Source organism: Haematobacter massiliensis, from assembly GCF_000740795.1.
Taxonomy (GTDB): domain Bacteria; phylum Pseudomonadota; class Alphaproteobacteria; order Rhodobacterales; family Rhodobacteraceae; genus Haematobacter; species Haematobacter massiliensis.
This window is the reverse complement of record NZ_JGYG01000007.1, coordinates 214,469-232,771: the sequence shown is the minus strand read 5'-3', so window position 1 is coordinate 232,771 and position 18,303 is coordinate 214,469. Positions and strand designations below refer to the sequence as shown.

14 protein-coding genes are annotated in these 18,303 nt (G+C 66.3%); 11 read left to right on the top strand and 3 right to left on the bottom strand.

The window, feature by feature from the left end; genetic code table 11:
* Positions 1 to 4: 4 nt before the first annotated feature.
* Positions 5 to 1,030: an ABC transporter substrate-binding protein gene (locus tag CN97_RS12145; RefSeq protein ID WP_035711729.1), complete on the bottom strand. Its 1,026-nt coding sequence runs from the start codon at positions 1,028 to 1,030 to the stop codon at positions 5 to 7.
* A gap of 252 nt (positions 1,031 to 1,282) precedes the next feature.
* Here CN97_RS12145 and CN97_RS12140 point away from each other — a divergent pair, with 252 nt between their 5' ends.
* Both CN97_RS12140 and CN97_RS12135 read left to right on the top strand, forming a co-directional pair.
* On the top strand, positions 1,283 to 2,296 hold the full coding sequence (locus tag CN97_RS12140) for a zinc-binding alcohol dehydrogenase family protein (protein ID WP_035711727.1): 1,014 nt from the start codon (positions 1,283 to 1,285) through the stop codon (positions 2,294 to 2,296).
* A 733-nt stretch (positions 2,297 to 3,029) separates the two neighbouring features.
* Positions 3,030 to 5,339 carry a molybdopterin-dependent oxidoreductase gene (locus CN97_RS12135; protein WP_035711726.1) on the top strand — a complete coding sequence of 770 codons (2,310 nt, stop codon included), beginning with the start codon at positions 3,030 to 3,032 and terminating at the stop codon, positions 5,337 to 5,339.
* A gap of 333 nt (positions 5,340 to 5,672) precedes the next feature.
* On the opposite strand, the gene CN97_RS12130 is transcribed toward CN97_RS12135, so the two are convergent.
* On the bottom strand, positions 5,673 to 6,443 hold the full coding sequence (locus CN97_RS12130) for an IclR family transcriptional regulator (protein WP_035711889.1): 771 nt from the start codon (positions 6,441 to 6,443) through the stop codon (positions 5,673 to 5,675).
* 106 nt (positions 6,444 to 6,549) lie between these two features.
* On the opposite strand from CN97_RS12130, the gene CN97_RS12125 reads away from it, so the two are divergent.
* The 7 genes from CN97_RS12125 (at position 6,550) to CN97_RS12090 (ending at position 14,980) form a co-directional block, all read left to right on the top strand.
* On the top strand, positions 6,550 to 8,706 hold the full coding sequence (locus CN97_RS12125) for a malate synthase G (RefSeq protein ID WP_035711724.1): 2,157 nt from the start codon (positions 6,550 to 6,552) through the stop codon (positions 8,704 to 8,706).
* A 174-nt stretch (positions 8,707 to 8,880) separates the two neighbouring features.
* Complete coding sequence (locus CN97_RS12115; RefSeq protein ID WP_035711720.1) at positions 8,881 to 10,317, top strand: FAD-linked oxidase C-terminal domain-containing protein; 1,437 nt, start codon at positions 8,881 to 8,883, stop codon at positions 10,315 to 10,317.
* 11 nt (positions 10,318 to 10,328) lie between these two features.
* On the top strand, positions 10,329 to 11,414 hold the full coding sequence (locus CN97_RS12110) for an FAD-binding protein (protein ID WP_035711718.1): 1,086 nt from the start codon (positions 10,329 to 10,331) through the stop codon (positions 11,412 to 11,414).
* A complete protein-coding gene (gene glcF / locus CN97_RS12105; protein WP_035711716.1) occupies positions 11,414 to 12,724 on the top strand; it encodes a glycolate oxidase subunit GlcF in 1,311 nt (436 codons plus the stop codon). Before CN97_RS12110 ends, glcF begins: the two co-directional genes overlap by 1 nt.
* Before the next feature lie 85 nt (positions 12,725 to 12,809).
* Positions 12,810 to 14,189 (top strand): aminotransferase family protein, encoded by a 1,380-nt coding sequence (locus tag CN97_RS12100; RefSeq protein ID WP_035711714.1) that lies wholly within the window; start codon positions 12,810 to 12,812, stop codon positions 14,187 to 14,189.
* Positions 14,190 to 14,333: 144 nt separating this feature from the next.
* A complete protein-coding gene (locus CN97_RS12095) occupies positions 14,334 to 14,579 on the top strand; it encodes a type II toxin-antitoxin system Phd/YefM family antitoxin (RefSeq protein WP_035711713.1) in 246 nt (81 codons plus the stop codon).
* Positions 14,579 to 14,980 carry a type II toxin-antitoxin system VapC family toxin gene (locus tag CN97_RS12090; RefSeq protein WP_035711710.1) on the top strand — a complete coding sequence of 134 codons (402 nt, stop codon included), beginning with the start codon at positions 14,579 to 14,581 and terminating at the stop codon, positions 14,978 to 14,980. Before CN97_RS12095 ends, CN97_RS12090 begins: the two co-directional genes overlap by 1 nt.
* Here CN97_RS12090 and CN97_RS12085 read toward each other — a convergent pair whose 3' ends face one another.
* Positions 14,981 to 15,364 carry a winged helix-turn-helix transcriptional regulator gene (locus CN97_RS12085; RefSeq protein WP_051911200.1) on the bottom strand — a complete coding sequence of 128 codons (384 nt, stop codon included), beginning with the start codon at positions 15,362 to 15,364 and terminating at the stop codon, positions 14,981 to 14,983.
* 106 nt (positions 15,365 to 15,470) lie between these two features.
* Between CN97_RS12085 and CN97_RS12080 the strand changes: the two genes are divergently transcribed.
* Both CN97_RS12080 and CN97_RS12075 read left to right on the top strand, forming a co-directional pair.
* Positions 15,471 to 16,088, top strand: coding sequence for an NAD(P)-dependent oxidoreductase (locus tag CN97_RS12080; protein ID WP_035711708.1), 618 nt, complete (start codon positions 15,471 to 15,473; stop codon positions 16,086 to 16,088).
* 177 nt (positions 16,089 to 16,265) lie between these two features.
* Positions 16,266 to 18,302: an NADH:flavin oxidoreductase gene (locus CN97_RS12075; protein WP_035711705.1), complete on the top strand. Its 2,037-nt coding sequence runs from the start codon at positions 16,266 to 16,268 to the stop codon at positions 18,300 to 18,302.
* Position 18,303: the final 1 nt, after the last annotated feature.

The window sequence follows — 18,303 nt, the reverse complement described above, 5'->3', positions numbered from 1 at the left end:
CTGATCAGAGCGTCTTGACGTAGCTGGTGTCGAAAAGCTGCGCTTCGGTCACGGTGTCCTTCACCATGCCCTCCGACTTGAACCAGTTGAGCTGTTCCACGCAGCTGCCCAGAGAGAGCGCAAGACCGGGGTTGATCCGCATTGCGCCGTCGATCAGGTTCTGCTTCGCCGTGTCGAACGGGCTGTCGCTTTCCACGTATTTGTGGACGATCCGCGCCAGCGCATCGCGCTCCTCCTCCGTCGCGGTGTTGTCGACGAAGGCCGCGTTGTAATCCGTGATCGCGCGGGAATAGGCGGCGACGAAAGCCTCCGTCATTTCCCGCTCTTCCGCGGCATTCCGGGTGGAGGTGAAGGCGGTCGTCACCTGATAATCGGGGGCATAGTCGGAGACGAGACCGATTTGCTGCGCCGCATTCTCCCGGATCATCTTGCGGGCGACGTTCGGCTGGATGGCCCAGGCGTCGATCTGTCCGGTTGAGAGTGCGCCCACGATGGCGCCGAGCTTCTGGAGCGGACGGAGCTGTATCTCGTCCATCGGGATGTCATTGGCCTGGGCGATCTTGTGCGCCATGAAGTGGAAGGATGAGCCCGCCGTGGTGATGCCGAAGCTGTGGCCCGCGAGTTTGGAAGGATCGGTCAGCCCTGCCTCATGCGCCTTGTTGGAGGCGAGGATGACGTTGCCGACGATACCCTTTTCTTCCGACAGCGCGCCGCCGATCACCTTGATCGCGTCCTTCTCCGCCAGGCTGATGAGACCGCCGCTCATTGCCGTGACACCGAAATCCGCATCGCGGGAGGCGATGGCGACCGCCATGGGCTGGGCCGCCTCGAAGAACTTCAGCTCGATGTCGAGGCCCGCATCCTTGTAATAGCCGCGCTCGAAGGCGATGAAGCTCGGTGCATGGCTGGCAAGGTGCAGGACGGCGAGGTTGCGCGTGCCTGCGGCGCGCGCGGGCAGGCCCACCGCCGCAGCGGTGCCGAGCGCGCCCATGCCGATCAGCGTCTGGCGGCGGTTCAGGGTGATGGTCATCGTCTCTCCTCCTCCGGTCGTGTGGCGCGGGGGAGGTCTCCCCCACACGGGTCGCGCGCCGCGCCTCGTCGCGGGGCCGGAGAGGCACGGGGGAGGGCGCAGCTTGCGTTCCCCATGCCCTCCTACGCCGGAGAATGCAATGCCCATTGGCTTTTCCACCGGTCGCGGCTGCGGTGCGGCTTGTCTTCCCGGCATGGCGGCGGCACTCTCGCCTCACGCCGAAGGGGCGAATGCGAGAGGGGGGCCAAGCCGATGAAAGCCGTTGGATACCGCGAGCCGGGCGCAATCGACCGGGAGGACGCGTTGCAGGATATCGAGCTGCCCCGCCCCGTCCCCGGCCCGCACGATCTGCTGGTGGAGGTGGCGGCAGTTTCCGTCAACCCGCTCGACACGAAGGTGCGGCGTCGCGCTGGAGCGGATGGCGACGGCTGGAAGGTGCTGGGCTGGGATGCCGTTGGCCGCGTGGTGGAGACGGGGGAGGCCGTCACCGCCTTCAAGTCGGGGGACGAGGTCTGGTATGCCGGCTCCATCGCCCGTCAGGGGAGCAACGCGGAGTTGCATCTGGTCGATGAGCGGATCGTCGGGAGAAAGCCTTCCAGCCTGTCCGCGGCGGAGGCCGCGGCGCTGCCACTGACGGCGATCACGGCATGGGAGATGCTCTTCGATCGCCTCGATGTGCGACGTCCCGTGCCGGGGGCGGCGAATGCCATCCTCATCATCGGCGGGGCGGGGGGCGTCGGCTCCATCGCGATACAACTGCTCCGTGCGCTCACGGATGTGACGATCATTGCCACAGCCTCGCGGCCTGAAACGCAGGACTGGGTGCGACAGCTGGGCGCGCATCATGTGATCGACCATGCCCAGCCGATTGGCCAGCAGGTGGAGGCGCTGGGGATCGGCGCACCGTCATGGGTCTTCTCCATCACACAGAGCGGCGCGCATGCGGCAGAGGCGGCAAAGGCCATCGCCCCGCAGGGCCGTTACGGGCTGATCGACGATCCGCTCGGGTTCGACATCCTGCTGTTCAAGCCAAAGGCGGTGTCGGTCCATTGGGAATCCATGTTCACGCGCGCCGTCTTCCAGACGCCGGATATGGCGGCGCAGGGCAGGCTGCTGACCGAGGTGGCCGAGCTGGTCGACGCCGGTCGTCTCCGCACCACGGTGACGGATGTCATGCGGCCGATCAACGCCGCCAACCTGAAAGCTGCCCATGCCAGGATCGAAAGCGGCACCACGCGCGGCAAGATCGTGCTGGAGGGATTCTAGCGGCCGGTTGAGGGATATTGGGGCTTCGTCCGGTACTCTCCGCCGGTCTAGCCGGGAGCGGATGAAGGCAGGTCGGATCGCGCGGTTTTCCCTTGAGGCAATGTCATCTGGCTGTGCTGCTGAGTGCCCTGGTAGCGCTCGGGCTGCTCGGCGCTGGCGGAGCGGGTTGACGGGCGCCAGCCTTCTTACGCTTGAAGCGTCTTCGGCCTGCGAGGGGTAGCCCTCGGATAAGGCAGGTGTCGAGTTGCGCTCTGTCGTCAGCGCGGCGTTCCGCGCTGGGGTGATGGGCTTTGTCATGGGAACGCCGCTGGCTCTGGAATGGCCGTTGCCGCTAGCGGGAGCACTGACCCATGATCTTCGTCCGGATGTCGAGGCGGAAAGGAATCCGCGGCCGCGCGGAAGGGTCACCCCCGCGGGCCTGCGGATGGGCGGAAAACCTCAGTTAGTGAGGAAGATTTTTGTCGAGTCATCCCCGCGGGCACTGCGGATGGGCGAACGGACCGGTCGGGGCCGCTCGGGAGGAATGACCCTTCCGGTGGCCCACCACCAACGGTTATGCAGCGACGAGATGCGCTTCCGAAGCGGATCCGGGGGAGCGCCATTCCCGCCATGCTTGCGGCGGACGTCCTGCATCACGGTCCGGCTGTTGCCCCAGGCGGCCCCTTGCGGCGGCGAATGGCAGGGTTATGGTCGTCTCACCCGCGGGGCGGCGGGATCAAATGGGGGGCCGACCATGACAAACGCCATTCGACGCGTGCCGCATTGCAGCCACTGGGGCACCTATACGATCCTTGTCGATGGCGGCTCCATCGTGGGGGTCGAACCCTATGGCGACGATCCCTCGCCCTCGCCCATCATCGCCTCGGTGCCGGACTGGGCAGAGCCGGAGCGCCGTATCCTGCGCCCCATGGCGCGGGAGAGCTGGATCGCGGCGAAGCGGGCGGGCCGGGTGCCCGATGGCCTCGGGCGCGGACGGGAGCGGTTTGTGCCGCTCGACTGGGACGAGGCGCTGACGCTTGCCGCCGGAGAGATCGACCGGGTGCGGCAGGACCACGGCAATGACGCGATCTTCGCGGGATCCTATGGCTGGACATCCTGCGGCCGGTTCCATCATGCGCCGAGCCTGTTGAAGCGGATGCTGAACCTCGTCGGCGGCTATACGGGGCATGTCGATACCTACTCCGTCGCGGCGGGGCCGGTGATCCTGCGCCATGTTCTCGGCTCCGAGGATGCCTGCGCGGGCAGGGCCAACACGCTGGACAGTGTGGCGGAGCATACCGAAACACTGGTCGTCTTCGGCGCGCTGACGCCACGGACGGCGCAGAACGAAGCGGGCGGCATCGGTGCGCATCGGCTGGAGGGGTATCTTGCCCGGCTGGTGGAGCGGGGCATGAGAATCGTGCTCGTCTCCCCCTCCCGCGACGACCTGCCGGACTGGGTGCCCGCGGAATGGTGGCCGATACGGCCCAATACCGATACCGCGCTCATGCTGGGTCTGGCGGGGGAGATCGTTCTGGCGGGGGGTGAGGATGCGGAGTTCCTGGCCCGCGCGACGAGCGGGTCGGAGGACTATCTGGATTATCTGAAGGGCGCGGACGGTGTTCCCAAGAATGCCGAATGGGCCGCCGCCATCACTGGGCTGGACGCGGGCGCGATCCGGGCGCTGGCGGCGGCGCTTCCGCGGAAGCGGTCCATGCTGACGGTGAGCTGGTCGCTGCAACGTGCCCATCACGGGGAGCAACCGTTCTGGGCGGCGCTGGGGCTCGCGGCTGTCATCGGGCAGATCGGATTGCCGGGGGGCGGGGTCGGCTATGGCTACGGTTCGCTCGGGGGGGTGGGCGCGCCATTTGCCGTCTCGCGCTCGCCCGCCATCAGTCAGGGCCGCAAGCCGAACGCGAGCTTCATCCCGGTCGCCCGCATCACCGACCTGCTCGAAAAACCCGGTGAGCCTTTCGATTACGAAGGCCAGACTTACCGCTACCCGGAAACACGGCTGGTGTTCTGGGCTGGCGGCAACCCGTTCCACCACCATCAGGATCTCAACCGGCTGGCGCTGGCCTGGCAGCGGCCGGAAACGGTCATCGTGCAGGATCCGATGTGGACCGCGACCGCGCTCCGGGCGGATCTGGTTCTGCCGGCAACCACTTCCATCGAGCGGAACGATCTGGCGGGCAACCGGCGATCGGATATCGTGGCGGCGATGAAGCAGGCGATCCCGCCGTTGGGCGAGGCGCGGAACGACTATGACATCTTCGCGGCGCTTGCGGGCCGGCTCGGGGTAGGCGCGGCCTTCACCGAAGGGCGGGACGAGATCGGCTGGATCCGGCATCTCTATGAGGAGGCGCGCGCCGATGCGGCGACCCGCTTCGGCCACGAGATGCCCGATTTCGATACCTTCTGGGAGGCGGGAACCACCAGCGTTCCCGTGCAGGCGGACCATAGTTATCTGGCAGCGTTTCGCGCGGATCCCGAGGCGCATCGCCTGCCAACGGAAAGCGGTCGGATCGTGCTGGGGAGCCAGCGGCTCGCCGCGCTTGGCTACGAGGATTGCCCTGCCCATCCCGCCTGGCTGCCGCCAGCCGAATGGCTCGGGGACGGGTCGCAGGGCCTCCATCTGATCTCCGGTCAGCCGGAGGGGCGGCTGCACAGCCAGCTGGAAAGCGCTGCCGCCAGTCGTGCAGGGAAGCGGTCCGGGCGCGAGCGGATGCGGATCCACCCAGAGGACGCGCAACTGCTGGATATCCGCGATGGCGATGCGGTGCGTCTGTGGAACACGCGCGGCGCGTGTCTCGCCACGGCCGAGGTCACAGCGCGCATCGCGCGGGGTGTCGTGTTCCTACCGACCGGATCGTGGCTCACCTCCCCGGAGGACGGACCGGAGCTCTCGGGCAATCCCAACGTGCTGACACTGGACATCGGCACGTCGCGCTTTGGTCAGGGTTGCTCTGCACATACCTGTGTCGTTCAGGTGGAGGCCTATCGCGGCAATGCCCCGGATCCGGCAGAGACCTATCTCGAAGACCTGCGTCGCCGGACGGCCTAGAGAGCGCGACTTCTGCCTTGCCTAGGAGAGGCAAGGGGGAAAGCCATTTGGTTGTGGTTGTGGTTGTGGTTGTGGTTGTGGTTGTGGTTGTGGTTGTGGTTGTGGTTGTGGTTGTGAGGGTCGGCTGGCCGGGTTCAAGGTCGGTGAAACGGATGGTCCGCAGAACCGAAGCCGCTAAGAAAGGGCGGGCGTACCTATAGGCGGCTTGAATATGGCTCCGGTCGACTATCATCACGCGCCATTCCCAAGGCGCAATGAGCGGCTCGTATCGCGCCAATGAAAGATGAGCGGTGCGACATTTAACAGCCCGCATAGGACCAGCGACTGGCGCTTTCAGCTCCCTGCCTGACCGCCGAGCGCTTCCGTCAGCCGCGCGGCTGCACCTGCGACACGACGGCCGAAGTCCTCCACCCGGTCGGGCGGCATTCGGGCAGCAAGGCCGGAAATGGAAAGGGCGCAGGCCGCGTCACCATTCGGATCGCGGACCACCGCGGCGACACACCGCAGACCGGGAACGAACTCCTCGTCATCCACGGCGTAGCCGCGTGCGCGGATTGCCGCGATCTCCTGCATCACGGCCTGGGCGGAGGAGAGGCCGCGCGGAGTGAAGGGTCTGATGCCGAAGCGGTCGATGAACCGCGCGATCGAGTCATCCTCCCAGGTGGCGAGAATGGCTTTTCCCATGCCGGAGCAAAGGACCGGCGTGCGTCCGCCGGGCGCTGCTGTGGCGCGGGTGATTTCCCGGCTCTCCGCCTGACAGATGGTCACGACCTCACCCTCCTCCAGAATGCCGAGATTGGCTGTTTCCCGCGTCTGGTCGCGAAGCTGGCGGAGAAACGGCATGGCGGGGGCGATGAAGCTCCGCCGGGCCGAATAGGCCTGCCCTACGGCAAAACTCTGCCGTCCGACATGCCAGCGGCCAGCGGCATCGGTCTGCACATAGCGACGGCGTTCGAGCGTGGTCAGCAGGCGGTGAACGGTGGAGGCGGCCAGCCCTGCCTCCGCCGCGAGATCGGAAAGCCGCGCGCCGTCTTCCTGACGGGCCAGCAACTCCAGCAGGGTAAGCGCCCGTTCCACCGATTGCACGGAGCCGTGATCTGCCATTTCCAGAATCGCCTGCTGATTTTCCGTATCGTGGAAAAGTTTGCCAAAACCCCTGCCGCCCCGCAACCCCCGCCTCTATGCTGTCCTCCAAGAGAGGGAGAGTCCTATGACCAACCACATGCCCCGTGCGAACCTGACTGTCGCGCCCGAAATCTTGTCCTTTGTCGAGGAGACGCTGCTGCCCGGTATCGGCCTGAAGGCCGATGCGTTCTGGAAAGGTTATGGCGAGATGCTGGCCGAGCTTGCGCCGGAGAACCGCCGCCTTCTGCAGAAGCGTGAGGATATTCAGGCGAAGATCGACGGCTGGGTGCTGGAGCGCAAGGGCCAGCCGTGGGATGCCACCGCCTATGAGGCCTTCCTGCGCGAGATCGGCTATCTGGTCCCCGAGGGCCCGGCCTTCACCATCGGCACGCCCGAGGTGGACCCGGAGATGTCTTCTGTCGCGGGGCCGCAGCTCGTCGTGCCGGTGATGAACGCGCGGTTCGCGCTCAACGCGGCCAATGCGCGCTGGGGCTCGCTCTATGACGCGCTCTACGGTACCGATGCGCTGCCCGGCAAGGCGGAAGGCAAGGGCTACGACGCAAAGCGGGGCGCGCAGGCGGTGGCCTGGGCGGCGGATTTCCTCGACCGGGCCGTGCCGCTCGCGGGGGCGGGGCACAAGGATGTCACCGGGTGGAAGCGCGACGGCGCGTCGCTGGTGGCGCTGGTGGGAGAGGCGGAGCATCCCTTTGAGGATCCAGCGGTTTTTGTGGGATTCACCGAAGACGGGGACAGGAAAAGCTGGCTCCTGCGTCAGAACGGCCTGCATATCGAACTGGTGATCGACCCGGCCCATCCGGTCGGCAAGGACAGCGCGTCCGGGTTGCGCGACGTGGTGGTCGAGGCTGCGCTGACCGCCATTCAGGACTGCGAGGATTCCATCGCTGCCGTGGACGCGGCTGACAAGGCGGAGGTCTATGCCAACTGGCTTGGCCTGATGACCGGAACGCTTGTCGACACCTTCCAGAAGGGCGGCGAGACGATGACCCGCCGCCTGGCGGAGGACCGGACCTTCACCACCCCGGATGGTTCCACGCTCACCCTGCCGGGCCGCGCGGTGATGCTGGTGCGGAATGTCGGCCATCTGATGACCACCGACGCGGTGCTGCTGGACGGGCAGGAGACGCCCGAGGGCATCATGGATGCGATTATGACCGTGGCCGCGGCAGTGTATGATCTTCGCAAGAGCGAGGGGCCGCGCAACAGCCGCAAGGGCTCTGTCTATGTGGTGAAGCCGAAGATGCACGGGCCGGAGGAAGTCGCCTTCGCCGACCGTACCTATGCCTGGGTTGAGGATATCCTTGGCCTGCCGCGCAATACCGTGAAGCTGGGCGTCATGGATGAGGAGCGGCGCACGTCTGCCAACCTTGGTGAGTGCATCCGCGCGGTGAAGGACCGCATCGTGTTCATCAACACGGGTTTCCTCGACCGGACGGGCGACGAGATCCACACCTCCATGCAGGCGGGCGCCTTCATTCCCAAGGAGGAAATGAAGGGCGCAGCCTGGCTCAAGGCCTATGAGGATGGCAATGTCGATGTGGCGCTGGCCGATGGTTTCGAGGGGCGCGCGCAGATCGGCAAGGGGATGTGGGCGAAACCAGATGCCATGGCGGAGATGCTGAAGGTCAAGATCGGCCATCCGGAGGCAGGCGCCACGACAGCCTGGGTTCCATCTCCGACTGCTGCCGTCCTGCATGCCACGCATTACCATCTGGTCAATGTCGCTGACCGGCAGGAAGCGTTGAAATCCCGCAAGCGTCCGCCGCTCGCCACGCTGCTCACGCCGCCGCTGCTGGCCGGACGCAACCTCTCGGCGGAGGAGGTGGCGCGCGATCTGGATAATAACTGCCAGGGCATCCTGGGCTATGTCGTCCGCTGGGTGGATCAGGGGATCGGTTGCTCCAAGGTGCCGGATATCAACGACGTGCCGCTGATGGAGGATCGCGCGACCTGCCGGATTTCCTCGCAATACGTAACCAACTGGCTGGTGCACGGGTTGGTCACGAAGGCCGAGGTGGAGGATGCGCTGCGCCGCATGGCGGAGAAGGTGGACCGGCAGAATGCGGGCGATGCGGCCTATCGGCCCATGGCTCCGTCGTTCGACGGGCCTGCCTTCAAGGCCGCGCATGACCTGATCTTCAAGGGCGTCGAGCAACCTTCGGGTTACACGGAGCCTGTGCTTCATGCCCGCCGCCGGGAGGCAAAGGCGCTGCAGGCCGCCTGACCCAGCGCCCGAGAGGGTTCGCAGGCGGACGTCATGGCGGCAGTGGTGCCGGACGGGAGGCGTCTTCCCATCGGACGGGAAGCATGGGCGCCCTGGTACCTGAAACTTTGAGGGGTTGCGCGGTCCGCCGCGCGGCTCCACTGTGGCCGGTGGGAGCGAGGGGGAGGAGCCACCATGCAGATGCCGGAGCCGAACGCGGCGATTCTGTCCCGCAAGGCAGGGATCGTTACCGCCCTTCGCGCCGTTCTGCCTGCGGACGCGGTGATCGACGATCCGGCCGAGACGCTCGCCTATGAATGCGACGCGCTGTCGGCCTATCGCTGCCCGCCGCTCGCCGTGGTGCTACCCCGCACGACGGCAGAGGTCGCGGCGGCGCTGAGGATCCTGCAGGCAGAAGGGGTGCCGGTGGTGCCGAGGGGCGCGGGGACGAGCCTTGCAGGCGGCTCCATGCCCACGGCGGATGCGGTGGTCGTGGGTCTTGCCCGCATGAACCGTGTGCTGGAGGTCGATTACGACGACCGCTTCATCCGGGTGGAGGCGGGGCGAACGAACCTTTCCGTCACCGGGGCGGTGGAAGCGGATGGGTTCTTCTATGCGCCCGACCCCTCGTCGCAGCTTGCCTGCGCGATCTCCGGCAATATCGCCATGAATTCCGGCGGGGCGCATTGCCTCAAATACGGCGTGACGACGAACAACCTGCTGGGTGTCACTCTGGTGACCATGGCGGGGGAGGTAGTGACGATCGGAGGCCCATGGTCCGATGCGCCGGGGCTTGATCTGCTGGGCGTGGTCTGCGGCTCGGAGGGACAGCTCGGGATCGTAACGGAAGCGTGGCTGCGCATCCTGCCCAAGCCGGAGGGGGCGCGACCGGTGCTGATCGGCTTTGCGGCGAACGAGGTGGCGGGGGCCTGTGTTTCCGACATCATCCGGGAGGGCGTGCTGCCCGTGGCGATCGAGTTCATGGACCGTCCCTGCATCATCGCGACCGAAGCCTTCGCCCATGCGGGTTACCCCGATTGCGAGGCGCTGCTGATCGTGGAGGTCGAGGGCTCGGAACCGGAGATCGCGGAGCAGATCGCGCTGATCCGGGCCATTGCGGAGCGCCACGATCCGGTCGAATTCCGCGAGGCCCGGACGGAGGAGGAGGCGCGGCGCATCTGGCTTGGCCGGAAATCCGCCTTCGGCGCGATGGGGCAGATGGGCGATTACATGTGTCTCGACGGGACCATCCCGGTCAGCGCACTGCCGGAGGTGCTGCGCAGGATCGGTGATCTGTCGCGCGATTACGGGCTGGACGTGGCAAATGTCTTCCATGCAGGCGATGGCAACATGCATCCGCTGATCCTGTTCGATGCCAACAAGCCCGGCGATCTGCAGCTTTGCGAGGCGCTTGGCGCGGATATCCTGCGGCTCTGCGTCGAGGTCGGCGGCTGTCTGACGGGGGAGCATGGCGTCGGTGTGGAGAAACGCGACCTGATGGAGGCGCAGTTCAACCCCGACGATCTGGAGGCGCAGTTGCGGGTGAAGGATGTCTTCGACCCGAACTGGCTCCTGAACCCGGCCAAGGTGTTCCCGTTGCATGTCAGCGCCTCGCGCCGCGTCGCGGCCTGAACGGAGGCGGAATGCGACCTGAAAGTGAGGAAGAGCTGGCCGAGGCGATCCGGCTTGCCACCGATCCGCTGGAAATCCGCGGCGGCGGTACCCGGACGACGGGGCGGCAGGAGACGAATGCCGCCGTGCTGGAGACGGGCGGCCTGCGGGGCATACGCCTTTACGAGCCGGGCGCGCTGACGCTGGTGGTCGGGGCGGGCACGCCGCTGGCGGAGGTCGAGGCGGCGGTGACGGCGGAGCGTCAGCGCCTGCCGTTCGAACCTGCCGACTGGGCGGGGCTGACCGGCGCGCCGGGGATCGGCACCATCGGCGGGGTCGTGGCCGGGAATGTCTCCGGGCCGCGACGGGTGCAGGCCGGGGCCTGCCGCGACAGCCTCATCGGGGTGCGGTTCGTGGATGGCAGCGGTACGGTGGTCAAGAACGGCGGACGGGTCATGAAGAACGTTACCGGCTATGATCTGGTGAAGCTCATGGCCGGAAGCTGGGGCACCCTCGGGGTGCTGACGGAGGTGGCGTTCAAGCTGCTTCCCGCCGCGCAGGCTCAGGCCACGGTGGTGCTTCCCCATCTCGGCGCGGCGGAAGCGGTGCCTGCGCTCGCCGCCGGTCTGACCTCGCCCTATGATGTGAGTGGGGCCGGCTGGCTGCCGGGCGTCGGGGCGATGCTGCGGGTAGAGGGGCTGGAAGGCTCCGTCCAACACAGGTCGGTCGCATTGGCGCGGCGGCTTGCACCCTTTGGCGCGGCGGAGATCGTGGAGGGGCAGGGGCAGTGGCGTGCTCTCGCGGAGGTCAGGCCATTCCACGGGCAGTCGGGCGATGTGTGGCGTTTCAATATCCGGCCCTCGGAGGCGCCGCGCCTTCTCGCCCGGCTGAACGCGCCTGTCGTTCTGGACTGGGGCGGCGGGTTGATCTGGGCGTTGCTGCCGGAACGGACAGATGCGCGGGCGCTCGCAGGCCCGATAGCGGGACATGCCACGCGGATACGCGGCGCTGGGGCAGGGGCGTTTCCGCCCGAACTCCCCTCGATCGCCACGCTGACGTCGGGTCTGCGGGCGCAGTTCGATCCGCGTGGCATTCTCAACCCCGGAAGGATGGGCTGATGCAGACCAATTTCACGCCGGAGCAACTGGAGGATCCGGGCACCGCCCGTGCCAATCAGGTTCTCCGCGCCTGTGTCCATTGTGGCTTCTGCACTGCGACTTGCCCGACTTATCAGGTGCTGGGCGACGAGCTGGATAGCCCGCGCGGCCGTATCTATCTCATCAAGGATATGCTGGAGCAGAACCGCCCGGCCGACGAAAAGACGGTCAGGCATCTGGACCGCTGCCTGTCCTGTCTGTCCTGCATGTCCACCTGCCCGTCCGGCGTGCACTACATGCACCTGATAGACCATGCGCGCGTCCATGTGGAAAAGACCTATCGCCGCCCGTGGATGGATCGGCTGCTGCGCGGGATGCTGGCGCGGATCCTGCCCTATCCGGGGCGATTCCGGCTGGCGCTCAGGGGGGCGCAGCTCGCACGGCCCTTTGCGGCGCTGATGCCCGACCGGCGTCTGCGGGCGATGCTGGACATGGCGCCACGGGCGCTGCCGAAGCCCAGCCCGAACGATGCCGCGCAGACCTTCCCGGCGGAGGGGGAGGCGCGGATGCGGGTGGCCCTGCTCATCGGTTGTGCACAGCGCGCGCTCGACAGCGATATCAATGACGCGACCATCCGCCTGCTGACCCGGCTGGGCTGCGAGGTGGTGATCCCGCGCGGGCTGGGCTGCTGCGGAAGTCTTGTCCATCACATGGGACGGGAGGGGGAGGCCCATGCGCAGGCCGCGGCCGCAATCCGGGCCTTTACCGGCGTTGAGGGGCTGGACGCCATCGTCATCAACACGTCCGGCTGCGGCACGACGATGAAGGACTACGGCCACATGTTCCGCAACGATCCTCTGGCGGCAGAGGCAGCGGAGGTATCACGGCTTGCCTGCGATATCTCCGAACTGCTGGAGCGATTGGGCGTGCCGGAGCAGGCTCCACAGGGCATCCGCGTGGCCTATCATGCCGCCTGCTCGCTCCAGCACGGTCAGCAGGTGAAGACCGCGCCGAAAACCGCGCTGAAACGCGCCGGGTTCGAGGTGGTGGAGCCTGCCGATCCGCATCTGTGCTGCGGCTCCGCCGGCACCTACAACCTGCTCCAGCCGGAGATTTCGGCGGAGCTAAGGCGACGGAAGGTTGCCACGCTGGAGGCGAAGGCACCCGAGGTCATCGCGGCGGGCAATATCGGCTGTATGATGCAGATCGGCTCGGGCACCGTCGTTCCCGTCGTCCATACGGTCGAGCTCATCGACTGGGCGACGGGGGGGCCGATGCCGCGAAAGCTCGCAGGGCACGATTTTCCCGGCCATTCCCGGCCTGCCGCGTGATGCGGCGCTTGATCCGCAGCGCGCTTCGCGCGATCCTTCCCGGATCGCCCGCTGACCGCGGGACACTCTTGACCCGGATTGCCTCATGAACCTGCCTTTCTCTCAGAACGACCTCTCTCATGTGGTCGAAACCGACCGCGCCCATGTCTGGCACCACCTGCTGCAGCACAAGGCGCTGGAAACGTCTGATCCGCGTATCATCGTGGAAGGCAAGGGGATGCGTGTCTGGGACGCAGCCGGGCGGGAGTTCCTGGATGCCGTCTCTGGCGGGGTGTGGACGGTCAATGTCGGATACGGCCGCGAGAGCATCGCGGACGCCGTGCGCGACCAGCTGATCCGCATGAACTATTTCGCGCAGTCGGCGGGTTCCATCCCCGGTTCGCTGTTCGCGGAGAAGCTGATCGAGAAGATGCCCGGCCTCACGCGCGTCTACTACTCGAACTCCGGTTCCGAGGCGAATGAGAAGGTGTTCAAGATGGTCCGCCAGATCTCGGCGCGCCATCACAAGGGCCGCAAGAACAAGATCCTGTATCGGGAGCGCGACTACCACGGCACGACCATCGGCGCGCTGGCCTCCGCCGGACAGCCGGAGCGGGCGGCGCTCTACGGTCCCTTCCCGGAAGGGTTCGTGCAGGTGCCGCATTGTCTCGAATACCGCAAGCAATGGGATGTCGAGAACTACGGCCAGCGCGCCGCCGATGCCATCGAGGAAGTCATCCTGCGCGAAGGACCGGATACCGTCGGGTTGCTCTGCCTGGAGCCGATCACCGCCGGCGGCGGCGTCATCGTGCCGCCGGAAGGCTACTGGGAGCGCGTGCAGGAAATCTGCCGCAAATATGATGTGCTCCTCCATATCGACGAGGTGGTCTGCGGTCTTGGCCGGACAGGGACGTGGTTCGGCTATCAGAACTACGGGGTGAAGCCCGACTTCGTGACGATGGCCAAGGGTGTCGCGTCCGGCTATGCCGCGATCTCCTGCACCGTGACGACAGAGGCCGTGTTTGATCTGTTCAAGGACGATCCCGCCGATCCGCTCTCCTATTTCCGCGATATCTCCACCTTCGGCGGCTGCGCCTCCGGCCCCGCTGCGGCGCTGGAGAATATGCGGATCATCGAGGACGAGCAGCTTCTGAACAACACGCTTGTCATGGGTGATCGGCTGATGGCCAACCTGGAGGCGTTGAAGGAAAAGCATGCCGTCGTGGGTGACGTGCGCGGCAAGGGGTTGTTCCAGGGGGCGGAGCTCGTGGCCGACCGCAAGACCAAGGAGCCGGTGGATGAGAAGCTGGCTCAACGGGTCGTGGCGGAGGCCAATGCGCAGGGTGTCATCATTGGCGTGACGAACCGGTCCCTTCCGGGGCTGAACAATACGCTGTGTCTCAGCCCGGCGCTGATCGCCACGGCGGAGGACATCGACCGGATCACCGACGCGATAGACGTCGCGCTGACCAGGGTCTTTGGCTGATCGCGTCTGGCTTGCGTGCGGCAGCGCTTTTGGGTGGGGCTCGATGCCCCGCTCAAAAGCACATACGGGTCGAAAAGCGGACAGGCTTTGACTTTCGACAGCGCCTGCCATATCTATCTAGCCAGATAGCTAGACAGGTGCGGCATGTGGACGTTGCAGGATGCGAAGAACCGGTTCAGTGCGGTTGTAGATGCGGCTCTCGCCGGACGCCCTCAGGAAGTGAGCCGGCGCGGGAAGCCTGCGGTGGTCGTCCTTTCCGCCTCTGAATATCAGCGCCTGGTCCGTGATGCGCGAGCGGGGCGGCGGAGCTTTGTTTCGCATCTGCTGGAGTTTCCGGGGCTGGAGGATGCGCCGCGGCAGCAGGTCAGGCCGCGAGACGTCGACTTCTGATGTATCTCCTCGATACGAATGTCATCTCCGCAGTGCGACGACCGGACAGGGCGCCGCAGGTCGCGCGCTGGCTCGCTGCAAGACCGGAGGAGGAACTGTTCCTCTCCGTCATCACGCTTGGGGAGATCGAACGGGGCATCCGTCGGCAGGAGGCGCGGAACCCCGATTTTGCCGCCGACCTCCGTGACTGGGTGGAGCGCACAGTCATGCTGTTCTCCGATCGGATTCTGCCGTTTGGCCCCGATGACGCGCTGATCTGGGGGCGACTCTCCGCAGAGGTAGGCCATGACGGTGCCGATCTGATGATCGCCGCGACGGCGCTTTCCCGCGATGCCGTGGTGGTGACGGGCAATGTCGCGGATTTCCTGCCGACGGGTGTGCGGCTGGAAAACCCTTTCTGATCAGACCAGCGCTTCCTCCCGCGCATGCTGAAAGGCCGCTCGGGCTGCGCGGATGGCGGCGTGGTGTTCGCCGGCCCATCGGACCAGTCCTTCGATATGCGGCAGGAAGCTCTGCCCCAAAGGGGTGAGGGCATATTCCACGGCAGGCGGCTTCAGCGGATAGACGGTGCGTGTAATCAGCCCGTCTTCCTCGAGCGCGCGCAGGGTGCGGGACAGCATCCGTTTGGAGACATCGTCTATGGCCCTGAGCAGTTCCGAGAACCGGAGCGGGCCCTTCGCCAGCTGCTGGAGGATCAGCGTGCTCCACCGATCGCCCAGCCTGTCGAGAACGTCCCGGACTGGACAGTTGTTGGCATAGCTCGCCGTCGAGCGATGGAGGGTCATCGAGGGGTCTCCAAGGTTACCTTGCAACGCGGATGGCTCTTCTTGAGCCTGACTGCCGCTTGCGTCAATATGCTGGTTACGTTTTGTTACCATATGGAGACGGATCATGGCGCGGATTGCGATTCTGGGCGGCACGGGGAATGTCGGGCAAAGGCTGACGGCGGAGGCGCTGCGGCGGGGCCATGCGGTCACCGTTATCGCCCGCAAGGCCCCGGCGACGCCATTTCCTGAGGGTGTGACTTTCGTACAGGGCGATGTGACGGCCCCGGAAGACGGACTGGCGAAATCTCTTGCCGGCAGTGATGTGCTCATCAGCGCGACGCGGTTCGCCGACGTGACGGCGGATCAGGTGCTGACCCTCGTGCGGGAGGCGGGCATCCCGCAACTGTTGGTCGTAGGCGGTGCAGGGTCGCTGGAGGTGGCCCCCGGCAAGCGGCTGGTCGATACGCCGGAGTTCCCGGATGCCTACAAGTCGGAGGCGCTTCCGGGGGCCGATTTCCTTGACACACTGCGGGGCGTGACGGATGTGGACTGGAGTTTCCTCTCCCCCGCCGCGATGTTCGGACCGGGGGAGCGGACGGGAACATTCCGTCTGGGCGGGGATCAACTGCTCGTCGATGCGGCAGGCGAAAGCAGGATTTCCTATGAGGATTTCGCTGTGGCCATGCTGGATGAAGTGGATGATCCGCACCATAGCCGCGCCCGCTTCACCATCGCCTATTGAAAGGCGCCTATTGAAGGGGCGGGCCGGGCTGAAAGAGCGAGACGGGTTCAGACGGCGAGACGGGGCGGCGGGGCAACACCCTGCCGTCTCTGGTAATCACAGCTGCGCCAATGACATTTCAGCGCTTGCCTGCGAGGGAAATTGGGAGAAGCCTGTGACCGATAGCCAGAGGTCACGATGTCCAACGATCCCCTCCTCCAGCCCTACCAGCTCAAGCACCTTACGCTTCGCAACCGCATTCTCATCACCAGCCATGAACCCGCCTATGCCGAGGACGGCATGCCGAAGGCGCGCTATCGGGCCTATCATGGCGAGCGGGCGCGGGCGGGTGTGGCCCTGACGATGACGGCCGGATCAGCCTCCGTTTCACGCGACAGCCCGCCCGCCTTCAACAACATTCTCGCCTGGAAGGATGAGGTCGTCCCCTGGATGCGCGAGCTGGCCGACGAATGCCATGAGGCGGGGGCTGCGGTGATGATCCAGCTCACCCATCTGGGGCGCCGGACGCGGTGGGATCAGGGGGACTGGCTGCCCGTCGTCTCTTCCGGGGGGGAGCGGGAAGCGGCGCACCGGGCCTCTCCCAAGCTTGCGGAGGACTGGGACATCACCCGGATCATCGGAGACTATGCCGACGCTGCGGAGCGGATGCAGGCGGCAGGTCTCGATGGGATCGAGCTTGAGTGCTACGGCCACCTGCTCGACCAGTTCTGGTCGCCGTTGACGAATACGCTCGACGGCCCCTATGGCGGCGATCTCGACAACCGCCTGCGGCTGACCTTCGATGTGCTGTCGGAGATCCGCAAGCGCTGCGGCCCGGAGTTCATCGTCGGGCTGCGGGCGACCTTTGATGAGCGGCTGCCCGGCGGGATCGACGGTGGCATGGGCCTTCAGATCGCGGAGCGGCTGACCGCCTCCGGCATGGTCGATTTCCTGAACGTCATCCGCGGGCATATCGACACCGATCCGGGATTGACCGATGTCATCCCCATACAGGGTATGCCTGCCGCGCCACATCTGGATTTCGCCGCGCGCATCCGGGCGGCAACGGGGCTTCCCGTGTTTCACGCCGCGCGGATACCGGACCTTGCCACGGCGCGGCATGCAGTGGCGAGCGGCGCGCTCGACATGGTGGGAATGACGCGGGCGCATCTCGCCGATCCGCATCTGGTGGCCAAGCTGCTGGCGGGGGAGGAGGAGCGCATACGCCCTTGCGTGGGTGCGAACTACTGTCTCGACCGCATCTATCAGGGGGGGATGGCGCTCTGCCTGCACAACCCCTCCTCCGGGCGGGAGATCGAGCTTCCACATCGCATCGCGGCGGCAGAGCATCCGCTGCGCGTCACGGTCGTGGGCGCCGGCCCAGGTGGCCTGGAGGCGGCGCGCGTCGCGGCGGAGCGGGGTCATGCAGTCACGGTCCTGGAAGCGGCTTCCCAACCCGGCGGCCAGCTCCGCCTCGCCGCGCGGAGCGAGCGGCGGCGGGAGATGCTCTCCGTGATCGGATGGCGCATGGCGGAATGCGAGCGGCGGGGGGTCATCTTTCGCTTCAACACCTATGCGGATGTGGAGACGGTCGCGGAAACCCGGCCTGATGTAGTGGTGGTCGCGACGGGGGGAATGCCGGACGGCCCGGTATTGGCGAGGGGCGATGATCTGACCGTCTCAGCCTGGGATATCCTGTCGGGCGATGCGGCACCGGGGCGGAATGTGCTGATCTATGACGATGCGGGCGACCATGCTGCCCTGCAGGCGGCGGAGGTGATCGCCAAGGCGGGCGGGCAGGTGGAGATCGTGTTCCCCGACCGAAATGTCGCGCCCGAGGTGATGAGCATGAACCTCGTTCCCTATGTGCGGTCTCTGCAGAAGGCGGGGGCGGTCATGACCGTGACCTGGCGTGTTCGGGAGGTGTTGCGCGACGGGAATGGCTTGATCGCGCGGCTTGGCAGTGACTACGGCGACGCAGTGCAGGAGCGGCGGGTGGATCAGGTGGTGGTCAACCATGGCACGCGACCGCTCGACGACATCTACTTCGGCCTCAAGCCGGGGTCGCTGAACAAAGGGGCGGTGGACTATGCGGCGCTTGTCACTGGCGCGCCGCAGGAGATCGTCACGAACGCCTCCGGGGGCTACACGCTCTACCGGATCGGTGATGCCGTGGCCGCACGGAATGTTCACGCGGCCATCCATGACGCGCTGCGGCTGATGCGGCTGATCTGAA

Excerpts from the sequence above, each read along its gene's own strand:
- CN97_RS12145 (WP_035711729.1), bottom strand. The coding sequence starts at position 1,030 with ATGACCATCACCCTGAACCGCCGCCAGACGCTGATCGGCATGGGCGCG.
- CN97_RS12140 (WP_035711727.1), top strand. The coding sequence starts at position 1,283 with ATGAAAGCCGTTGGATACCGCGAGCCGGGCGCAATCGACCGGGAGGAC.
- CN97_RS12135 (WP_035711726.1), top strand. The coding sequence starts at position 3,030 with ATGACAAACGCCATTCGACGCGTGCCGCATTGCAGCCACTGGGGCACC.
- CN97_RS12130 (WP_035711889.1), bottom strand. The coding sequence starts at position 6,443 with ATGGCAGATCACGGCTCCGTGCAATCGGTGGAACGGGCGCTTACCCTG.
- CN97_RS12125 (WP_035711724.1), top strand. The coding sequence starts at position 6,550 with ATGACCAACCACATGCCCCGTGCGAACCTGACTGTCGCGCCCGAAATC.
- CN97_RS12115 (WP_035711720.1), top strand. The coding sequence starts at position 8,881 with ATGCAGATGCCGGAGCCGAACGCGGCGATTCTGTCCCGCAAGGCAGGG.
- CN97_RS12110 (WP_035711718.1), top strand. The coding sequence starts at position 10,329 with ATGCGACCTGAAAGTGAGGAAGAGCTGGCCGAGGCGATCCGGCTTGCC.
- glcF (WP_035711716.1), top strand. The coding sequence starts at position 11,414 with ATGCAGACCAATTTCACGCCGGAGCAACTGGAGGATCCGGGCACCGCC.
- CN97_RS12100 (WP_035711714.1), top strand. The coding sequence starts at position 12,810 with ATGAACCTGCCTTTCTCTCAGAACGACCTCTCTCATGTGGTCGAAACC.
- CN97_RS12095 (WP_035711713.1), top strand. The coding sequence starts at position 14,334 with ATGTGGACGTTGCAGGATGCGAAGAACCGGTTCAGTGCGGTTGTAGAT.
- CN97_RS12090 (WP_035711710.1), top strand. The coding sequence starts at position 14,579 with ATGTATCTCCTCGATACGAATGTCATCTCCGCAGTGCGACGACCGGAC.
- CN97_RS12085 (WP_051911200.1), bottom strand. The coding sequence starts at position 15,364 with ATGACCCTCCATCGCTCGACGGCGAGCTATGCCAACAACTGTCCAGTC.
- CN97_RS12080 (WP_035711708.1), top strand. The coding sequence starts at position 15,471 with ATGGCGCGGATTGCGATTCTGGGCGGCACGGGGAATGTCGGGCAAAGG.
- CN97_RS12075 (WP_035711705.1), top strand. The coding sequence starts at position 16,266 with ATGTCCAACGATCCCCTCCTCCAGCCCTACCAGCTCAAGCACCTTACG.